At 67.3% G+C, this 8,236-nt stretch carries 11 protein-coding genes; 3 read left to right on the top strand and 8 right to left on the bottom strand.

Going from position 1 to position 8,236, the window contains the following annotated elements; genetic code table 11:
* Positions 1-237: 237 nt before the first annotated feature.
* From gspN to gspG, 8 genes are all read right to left on the bottom strand, one after another.
* Positions 238-1,167, bottom strand: a complete 930-nt coding sequence (gene gspN / locus AC2VLV_RS14390; protein WP_486990633.1) for a type II secretion system protein N — start codon at positions 1,165-1,167, stop codon at positions 238-240.
* A complete protein-coding gene (gene gspM / locus AC2VLV_RS14385) occupies positions 1,168-1,728 on the bottom strand; it encodes a type II secretion system protein GspM (RefSeq protein WP_486990632.1) in 561 nt (186 codons plus the stop codon).
* A gap of 73 nt (positions 1,729-1,801) precedes the next feature.
* Positions 1,802-2,995 carry a type II secretion system protein GspL gene (gene gspL / locus AC2VLV_RS14380; RefSeq protein ID WP_486990631.1) on the bottom strand — a complete coding sequence of 398 codons (1,194 nt, stop codon included), beginning with the start codon at positions 2,993-2,995 and terminating at the stop codon, positions 1,802-1,804.
* 181 nt (positions 2,996-3,176) lie between these two features.
* Positions 3,177-4,145: a type II secretion system minor pseudopilin GspK gene (gene gspK, locus AC2VLV_RS14375; RefSeq protein WP_486990630.1), complete on the bottom strand. Its 969-nt coding sequence runs from the start codon at positions 4,143-4,145 to the stop codon at positions 3,177-3,179.
* The gene (locus AC2VLV_RS14370) at positions 4,142-4,891 is read right to left on the bottom strand and encodes a PulJ/GspJ family protein (protein ID WP_486990629.1); all 750 of its coding nucleotides are present in this window, start codon (positions 4,889-4,891) and stop codon (positions 4,142-4,144) included. Before AC2VLV_RS14370 ends, gspK begins: the two co-directional genes overlap by 4 nt.
* Positions 4,892-5,254 (bottom strand): type II secretion system minor pseudopilin GspI, encoded by a 363-nt coding sequence (gene gspI / locus AC2VLV_RS14365; protein ID WP_321164557.1) that lies wholly within the window; start codon positions 5,252-5,254, stop codon positions 4,892-4,894.
* Between the two features lie 116 nt (positions 5,255-5,370).
* Positions 5,371-5,988 (bottom strand): pilus assembly FimT family protein, encoded by a 618-nt coding sequence (locus tag AC2VLV_RS14360; RefSeq protein ID WP_486990628.1) that lies wholly within the window; start codon positions 5,986-5,988, stop codon positions 5,371-5,373.
* Entirely contained in the window at positions 5,963-6,430 is a 468-nt protein-coding gene (gspG, locus tag AC2VLV_RS14355) for a type II secretion system major pseudopilin GspG (protein WP_486990627.1), read from the bottom strand. Before gspG ends, AC2VLV_RS14360 begins: the two co-directional genes overlap by 26 nt.
* Positions 6,431-6,544: 114 nt before the next feature.
* Between gspG and AC2VLV_RS14350 the strand changes: the two genes are divergently transcribed.
* The 3 genes from AC2VLV_RS14350 to AC2VLV_RS14340 all read left to right on the top strand — a co-directional run.
* A complete protein-coding gene (locus tag AC2VLV_RS14350; RefSeq protein ID WP_486990626.1) occupies positions 6,545-7,138 on the top strand; it encodes a type II secretion system protein N in 594 nt (197 codons plus the stop codon).
* 148 nt (positions 7,139-7,286) lie between these two features.
* Positions 7,287-7,562 (top strand): FmdB family zinc ribbon protein, encoded by a 276-nt coding sequence (locus AC2VLV_RS14345; protein WP_486990625.1) that lies wholly within the window; start codon positions 7,287-7,289, stop codon positions 7,560-7,562.
* An 87-nt stretch (positions 7,563-7,649) separates the two neighbouring features.
* On the top strand, positions 7,650-8,236 hold a 587-nt coding region (locus AC2VLV_RS14340), incomplete at its 3' end, for a DUF502 domain-containing protein (RefSeq protein ID WP_486990624.1).

The raw sequence follows: 8,236 nt of genomic DNA, 5'->3' as shown, positions 1-8,236 counted from the left end.
GAGATCACCGTTGGCGCTGCGTCTGGCCTGTTCGGTCTTGCCCGCCGTGCCCGAGGGCGCCTGCGCCATCACCGGTTGCAGCATGAGCAACGGAACGAGCAGCAAAACCACCACGCGGCCGATCCTGCGGCTGATCCCGCTGCGGGCATGAGAATTAGGGTTCAAATCGGGATGCATCGCGGCGTTCCTTGATTCTTGTCGTGTTCTGTGGCTGTCGGCGAGCGGGCGTCTTCAGATTCAGATGGAGATTCGCACATGGTCACCCTCGCGACGTCCGAGGAGCGACAGCAGATTGGCCATCGCCGCTTCGTTGCCGGGCGCCGCCCGGCCGGTGCCGAGAAACTGCAGGGCCTGACCGTTCCAGACCCCTTTGCCCTGCAACAGCAGGGGCCCTTTGTCGCTGCGCAACTCGACTTGCGCATCGGCGCCCTGCCCGGTGATGCTCAGGGTATAGCTGCCGATGGGCGCCACCACACTCAGGCGGGATGCCACATCCGGCAGATCGATCTGTACCTGCCCCCCGATCCGCATCCGCCCGGCCACGGATTCTAGGAGCAGGCCACGCAAGGTGAACTGCCCTTGTCCCCGTAGCGCAACGGTATTCCAGGGCGTGCCCAGCCCGTCGAGCACCGACAACGGCAGGGCGCCCTGCCAGGGGGCATCCGGCGCGCCACCCGCCGGGCGCAGCGCCACGGTGGTCTGCGACCAGCCGAGCTGGGTGCTGATCTGCAGCGGCTGTGGCGAGACGTTGGGCCAGTCGATCTGCGCCAGCAGCTGCCCGCGCCAGAGATTGCCCAGACTGATGGTCCAGTGCAAGGTGCCGGGCAGCACGGTGGCGCCGCGGCTGCCCGCCCCGCCTTCGAGCACCAGCAGTGCCGAGCCGTCGCGCCAGGTGCCTTGCGCCTGGGCGAGCAAGACATGCTGACCGCTGGCCTTCCACACCGCCGCGCTCAGCCAGCTGGCCGGGGCCTGCCACAACAGCGCCCACAGCACACCCAGCAAAGCCGCCAGCCACAACCAGCGGCGGCTGAAGGCGCGTTGGCGTTTGACCGTTTTGCGGGATGACGAACGCCCGGACGAACGCCCGCGTGACGAAGACCCGGACGAGCGTTTGCCGGAAGACGCCGCAGCGCGCGCCGGGTCGGGAGATTTGGGTGCGCTGGCCATTCATCCGCCACCCGATCCTTGCCGCGACAGATGCACCGTGCCGCTGAGCGCACCGTCCTGCCCGCGCTTGAGATCGGCGCCGTCCACCTGTGCCGACCAGTCGCGTCGCGCCGTTTGCGCGAGTGCCGCCAGAGTGGCCGGTCGCAATGCCGAAAGTTCCAGCGTCACCTCGCCTGGCAGCACCTGCGCCTGAACCTTGGCGCCCGGATCGACACGCTTGAACCAGGCCACGATGGCCGCCTGCAGATCACCGCTGAATGCCGGGGCGGAAGGCGCACTGCGCAGGGCGGCGATCTGCTGACCGTCCTGCTGCAGGGTTTGCAATTGCTGCTGCAGGCTGACGATGCGCTGCGGCGCGGTTTGCAGGGTGTGCCAAGCGGGTTTGATCGCCAGCAGCCACAGCAGCGCAACCAACACCAGCACCGCGGCAGAGCCGATCAGCACGCGCTCGCGCGGCGACATGGCGGCCCAGCGCTGGCGCCCGAGCGCCACCGTCTGCGGCAGGCCCCTGTACCAGAGCCCCGACAACGTCGCCATGCGGCTGCCTTGCGTCGCGCTCATTGGACGACCCTCCGCGCTACGCGCGACTCCCCGAGGGAGTTGAGCGCCCCTTCGGAGCGGCCGTGCGTCGCTCTCATTGCGCAGCTCCCGTCACACTCAGCACATCGCCCTGCGCCACGCAGGACAGGCCGGCCGGAGTGCACCTCGCTGCCGCCTGCGCGGCCGCGTCACCCGGCAAACTGAGCTGCAACTGGCCTGGGCTGAATTTCAACACCGTGGGCACGATGCCCGGAGGCACCACCACGCTGGCGCGCCCCATGAGCACGTCGAGATCGCCATCTCCGGGACGACCGGTGCGCAAACGCGCGTCGTTGAGTGCGCGCTGCACCTGCAGCCGCGCATCGAGAATGGCGGGCACACCGGGCAGCGCCTCGGCTGCCGTGGTGTCGAGCTTTTGTCGCAACTGACTTTCCTGCCGAGAGAGTTTGAACGCGGCGGCGTTCATGCCCACCAACTGCACCACCGCCAGCAGCCCCAGCAGAGCGCCGACGCGTCGCCAGGCGGGTGTGGTGAGTTGCTCCATCACCCCGGCCCAACCTCGCGACAGCGCATGTTTGGGCGCCAAGTCGAACTGCCGCAGATTCCACGGAGACTGCGCCGCACGCGCCATCCAGCCGGCGTCGTTGAGCGTGGCCGGTGTGAGTTCGGGCGGCAGATCGAGCCAGCTGAGTTGGGGCTGCGCCTGATCCTGCACCCAGAGATGTTCGGGCGTGACGGGCAGCGGCAGCGCCTGCGGCGCCGCGGCGTCGGCCGCGAGGATGAGCGGCAACCAGGCCGCCTCGCCCTGCAGGTCACGCCACAGCAGGCGCGGGCCTTGCTCGGAGGTTTGCAGCAGCGCGTCACCCGGCGCCAGCAAGGCGGCTTCGGGAACGATTTTCTCCGGCTCCTGCCCGGCCTGGGTGAGGTCGGCAATGGCCTGCTGCAGCGCGGCCATTTGCACCGCGCAGGCCAGCGCCACGCTGCCGTCTTCGGCGAGCGGCCCGACACTCAGATGCAGTTGCCCCGCGTCCTGCAGCAGACGGTCTTCGAGCGCCCCGTTGAGTGCGGCCTGCAGCCGAGAGGGCGGCATGGCGGGCAGCGGCGCCGCCATGACCGAGGCATCGAGCGCATCGACCACGGCCACCACCCGGGCGCCACGCGGCAGCAGCGCAACTTGCTCACGGCCGGCCGACTGCAGTTTGCCGTTGGCGCTCAGCAGCACGTACTCCAGCTCCGGCAGCGGGTGCGCGGTAGCCAGGGGCGGCAGACGGAGAACCAAGGTTTGCATGATGGCTGCGATTGTAGAGAGGCTTTGTTGCAGTAAAGGTACAGGAAATACGCGATGTTGCAATGGATTCTTCAATCGCGTTTTGCGTGAGAAATCAGTTTGCGCCCTGTTCGGCCTCTCAAGGAAACGCAGGGCCGCCCCAAGTTTTCTTGACCCCCACGGGGGGCGGGCTGGTCGTAGCCTAGTCTTGGGGGCGCTCAGACGCGGCCGCCAACCAGGGGGGCACGCGCTGGATGCGCACCACCTGCGAGAACACCCCGGCCCGCTGAATCAGCGCGCGCTCGGCGTATTCGAGCTTGTCGATGCGCACACGGGCAATGGCGTCGAAGTAGCCGGTGGCCACGCTCACCAGTTGCGGATTGACGGTTGCGCCCTGCGGCAGCAGGGTTGAAATATCGCCCAGATTGCGGAAGTACGCGCGCTTGCGCGCCTCGACCAAGGCCTGCGCCGTATCGGCACTCACCCCGAGCACGGCGGCCAGCACCACCGGGCTGGCGGTGTTGGCGTTGACCGGCGTGGCCTGAGGCAGCACGGTGACGGCAGAGGCGAGCTTGGGCAGGGCCTGAGCCACGGTCGGCCCCAGCCGCGCCAAATCCTGCAATTGCTGCAGCGGCAGTGGCGAATTTGCAACATTTGTCTGCGCCGCAGCGCCGATGGGGTTGCTCGCCGCCACGCCGTTGGCGATGGCGGCCGCCACATTGGAGGGCAGTTGCAGCGCGGCACACAGGCGCTGGAAGGCCAGCAGCGCCTGCGGATCGATCGTCCCGGCCGGAGCCAGGTCGCGCAGATTGAAACGGCTTTGCGCATCGACGATGCGCCCTTCGAGCCAGGCGTCGGGCAGACCCGCACTGTCTTGCCCGCGCGCGGCGAGAAAGGTCGACAGCCGCGCCTCGGCCAGCGGCACCGACCAGGGCTCGCCGAGGTAATCGGCCGTCGAGGTCATGGCGTCTTCGCGCAGAATCAGCCGCGCCCAGTCGATCGAGCCGCGCAGAATCCATCGCGCCTGCGTCTGTTCGCGCGCGGTCTGCTCGCGGGCGATGGCGCTCCACTGGCTCCAGAACATGCCCGACACCATCACCGCGGCCAGCGCGGCGATCAGCATGGCGGTGATCAGCGCCGCGCCGCTTTGATGCTCCGGTAAGAGTCTCATTCGCGGTCATCCAGCAAAAAGTCGCGCTGCAAATCGCCCGTCAGCGCCTTGTCGGCAAACTGCAGCCGCACGCGCACGGCCGCCGGGGTCGTCGCGCTGGCGGCAAGCGTGTTGGCGGCGGCCGCCGCGGCGCTGGCCGATGCGGCCGGCGTGTTGCTGCTGGCGTTTGCCGCGTTGGCCGCCGTACCGGCATTGACCCAGGCGCCCGATTGCTGCAGCAGTCCGATACCGGCGTAGCGATAGAACTGGATCTGCATGCTCACCACGCCGGGCAGAATGGTCAGCAAGGGCACGGTGGAGTTTTGCAAGGCCGACTGCAAGACGGCGCGGCTATCGGTGGGTCTGCTTGCGCTGCGCTTGAGCGCGCCGTCCTGCACCGTCCAGCGCACCACCTGCAGCTCGCCGGCATTCGGCGGCAGGCCGACGCCCGCATCGACATCGGCCCGCACATCGCCGCCCAGCGGTTGCGCGGGACGGCGCACGATGAACAGCCCGCCGCCGAGCACGCTCACCGCAGGCAGTCCGGGCCCCTGCGACACCGCATGGCGCAGGTCGTCGCCGAACTGCTGCATGCCGTCGGCCAGACGCGAACTGGTGGTGAACGCGCGGCTGGCGTCGTCGCGGCTGCGCGCCACCGCGTCCAGCCCGCGCCAGCCCAGCACCGCCACCACCGCGAGAATGGTGACCGCGACCAGCAGCTCGATCAGGGTGAAACCCCGCTGTACCGAAACAGGTGCCCGGCTCACTTAAAGATTCCCGATGATGGTGACCACCTGCCACGCGCTCCAGCCGCTGGCATCGAGCACGTTGACCTGCACACGGCGGAAGTTGGGGTTGGGCGTGGGCATCACGTCCACCGCCACGGTGAACGGCACGTTCGCCTGCGTGCAGGCGCTGGTGCTCTGTCCGACCGCGAGAAAGGTCTTGCTCAGACGTTGATCGACCAGAAAATTCTGCGCGCACTGCTCGGCCAGAACAGTCATGCGATAGCGCTGCGCGTTGTCGGCCACCCCGCCTGCGGCGCGCATGGCCGCCAGCAGCGCAATGGCCACCACCGCCAAAGCCACCAACACTTCGAGCAGGGTGAATCCGCGGGAGCTTGCCCCCACGCTTGCCGCTGACGCGGCGGCGCTGCCCCCCGAGGGGGCTGGCCCAGCCTTGGGGCGGCCCGGCGGCTGGGCCGACCTATTCAATGGGGGCGCTGGAACGCGAAGGGGTCCGCACATCATGACCGGCTGCGACTGACCACAAAAGGCGCGAAGCCGTCGGTTTCGATGCTGTCGCGCTCTGCGCCATCAGACAGCACGAGGCGGATCGGGCCGCCCACCGGCTCGGAGCCGAACAACAACCAGCTCGGCGGCGTACCCAGGCTGCGCACCCCGCCTTCGCTCAGACTCACCGACACCGTACCCGCCGAGTAGGCTGCCTCGCGCGGCTCGCCGCCCAGCGCAGCGCGCCAATCCTGCGGGGGAATTTCGCGCCCGCCGCCCACCCAGGGCCAGAGCCTCGGGCGCAGCAGGTCAGAGTCCACCGGCTCCCAACCCTGCGGCCCGATCTGCACGAAGGCGTAGCCCGTCGGCCCGCTGGCCCAGGCCAGGGGCACGCCGGTTTCGGCGGCGTGTTGACGCGCGGCGTCGAACAGGGCCGAAAGACGCTGCGCTTCGCGCTGCATCTGCGCATTTTCGGACGGCGGCAAGGCAAAAGCCGCCAACGCAGTGACCATGCCCACGATGATCAGCGCCACCAGCATTTCGAGCAAGGTAAACCCAAGCTCGCCTCGGCGCTGCTGCTGCCGCGCCAAAAGCTGACGAGCGGATTTACTGCCAGCTGCCAATGTCGGCATTTGCCCCTTCTCCGCCGGGTTTGCCGTCGGCGCCATAGCTGAACACATCCACCGGACCTTTCACGCCCGGGTTGAGATATTGATACGCATGGCCCCACGGATCGGTCGGCAGCTTTTCGAGGTAAGGCTTCCAGTTGTTGGGAATGGGCGGCGTGGAGGGTTTGACCACCAGCGCCTGCAAGCCCTGCTGTTGCGAGGGGTAGACGCCGTTGTCGAGCTTGTACAGCTTGAGCGCCTGCATGATGGTGGCGATATCCGTCTTGGCGGCCGTTTGCCGCGCCTCGTCGGTGCGGCCCATGATGTTGGGCACGATGAGCGCCGCCAGCACGCCCATGATGACCAGCACCACCATGAGCTCGATCAGCGTGAAACCGCGCGTCTTGCGACGGGCTGCGGGCGCGCGCAGCACCTCGGATGAAACCCCCTTCAAACCATCATTCATCGACTTCCACCTTTTGAAAAGCGCCGGGCGCGACCTCGGTTTTCTCCGACCTGCTGATGACTCATTGCAACAAGACGGTGCGAAGACACGTTCTGCCCTGATAATAAGTGCCTTATGTTGCGCAGCTCACCCTCATTCCATGCACCCAGTGGCGTTTCTACCCGCGGCAGCCGCCGGGCCGCGCTTTTGCTGGGCGTCGTTCTCGCCTTCGCCTGCGCGGCGCTGGCCGTGACCTGGGTGTTGCGACTCGTCGCCTCGCCGCAAACGGTTCCTGCTGATGCCCAACTCATCGGCGCGCTGTCGCCCGAGCAGGCCGCGCAGCAGGCCGCGCGCCTGTATGGCGCCGTACCGACGGGCGCGGCCAGCGCCCCTTCCGCGCCCAGCCGATTCCGGCTGTACGGGGTGATTGCCGGGGGCGATACCGGCTCGGCGCTGATTGGCATCGACGGCAAACCGCCCCGCGCCATCAGCGTGGGCGACGCCATCGCACCGGGTGTGATTCTGCGCGCCACCGGCTACAAAATGGTCTGGCTGGAGCGAGACGATGTGCGTCAGGAACTCAAAATGGATCCGCAGGGTGCTCAGGTCGGAGCCATCGGCTTCCCCGGCGCCGCACCCCGTCTGCCGCAATTCACCCCGCCTGCGCTGGCGCCGCCCGGCATTGCACCGGCCAACATCGCGCCGCCGCCGGTTGACAACGAGAGATAAGGCCGCGGCGGCATGGCCGCCGCCCGGACAGGCGGTGCGTTTTTATAATGCCGACATTGTTCTGCGCCTGTTTGCCCCCATTTGGGACTTGTACCCTGGACTTGAAACGCCGATTTCCAGGCGCCCCGATTTTGACGAGGTTTCCATCATGCCGATCTACGCCTACAAATGTGATGCCTGCGGCCACACCCTGGACGCGCTGCAAAAAATGTCCGATGCACCGCTGACCGACTGCCCGCATTGCGGCAAGCCTGCGCTGCACAAACAAGTCACCGCGGCGGGTTTCCAGCTCAAGGGCTCGGGCTGGTACGCCACCGACTTCAAGGGCGGTGGCGCGGCGGCGGCAACATCGACAGCGGCTGCAGCGTCTTCCTCCGACAGTGCCGCCCCACCGGCCTGCGGCGCCTCGTGTGCCTGCCATTAAATTCATTCTCTCCAGGGCTCTGATCCACCCGCCCTGCTTCTTCTCTGAACCCCAAGCCTTCCGCGCCCCGGAAGGCTGTTTCATTCCATGAGCCTGAAAAGTATTTTCATCGCCGGCATGCTGGTCTGGCTGCCGCTGACCATCACCATCTGGGTGCTGTGGCAGTTGCTGGCCGTGTTCGACGGCATCTTTCGGGCCATGGTCAGTGCGCTGAGCACGGTGGCGCCCGGCCTGGCCCCGGCGCTGGACAAGCTGGTGAACATTCCCGGCGTGGGTGTGGTGTTGGTGCTGGCGGCCATTTTTCTCACCGGCCTGGCCGTGGCCAATATGGTGGGGCAGTGGTGGCTGGCCCGCTGGGATGGCCTGATGGCGCGCATTCCGCTGGTCAAGACCATTTACAGCAGCGTCAAACAAGTGTCTGACACGCTGTTTTCGAGCAGCGGCAATGCCTTCCGCAAAGCCTTGCTGGTGCAGTATCCGCATCAGGGCTCGTGGACCATCGCGTTCATGACGGGCACACCCGGCGGCGAGGTGGCCGGGCATCTTCAGGGCGATCATGTCAGTGTTTATGTGCCGACCACGCCCAACCCGACCTCCGGCTTTTTTCTGATGTTTCCGCGCAGCGAAGTGATCGAGCTGCAGATGAGCGTGGACACTGCGCTCAAATACATCAT

This window comes from Thiomonas sp. TH-17, from assembly GCF_057473305.1.
This window is presented reverse-complemented; position numbering and strand designations above follow the sequence as displayed.

Bases quoted from the DNA above. Each gene is read 5' to 3' on its own strand.
- gspN (WP_486990633.1), bottom strand. From the start codon at position 1,167: ATGGCCAGCGCACCCAAATCTCCCGACCCGGCGCGCGCTGCGGCGTCT.
- gspM (WP_486990632.1), bottom strand. From the start codon at position 1,728: ATGAGCGCGACGCAAGGCAGCCGCATGGCGACGTTGTCGGGGCTCTGG.
- gspL (WP_486990631.1), bottom strand. From the start codon at position 2,995: ATGCAAACCTTGGTTCTCCGTCTGCCGCCCCTGGCTACCGCGCACCCG.
- gspK (WP_486990630.1), bottom strand. From the start codon at position 4,145: ATGAGACTCTTACCGGAGCATCAAAGCGGCGCGGCGCTGATCACCGCC.
- AC2VLV_RS14360 (WP_486990628.1), bottom strand. From the start codon at position 5,988: ATGCCGACATTGGCAGCTGGCAGTAAATCCGCTCGTCAGCTTTTGGCG.
- gspG (WP_486990627.1), bottom strand. From the start codon at position 6,430: ATGAATGATGGTTTGAAGGGGGTTTCATCCGAGGTGCTGCGCGCGCCC.
- AC2VLV_RS14350 (WP_486990626.1), top strand. From the start codon at position 6,545: ATGTTGCGCAGCTCACCCTCATTCCATGCACCCAGTGGCGTTTCTACC.
- AC2VLV_RS14345 (WP_486990625.1), top strand. From the start codon at position 7,287: ATGCCGATCTACGCCTACAAATGTGATGCCTGCGGCCACACCCTGGAC.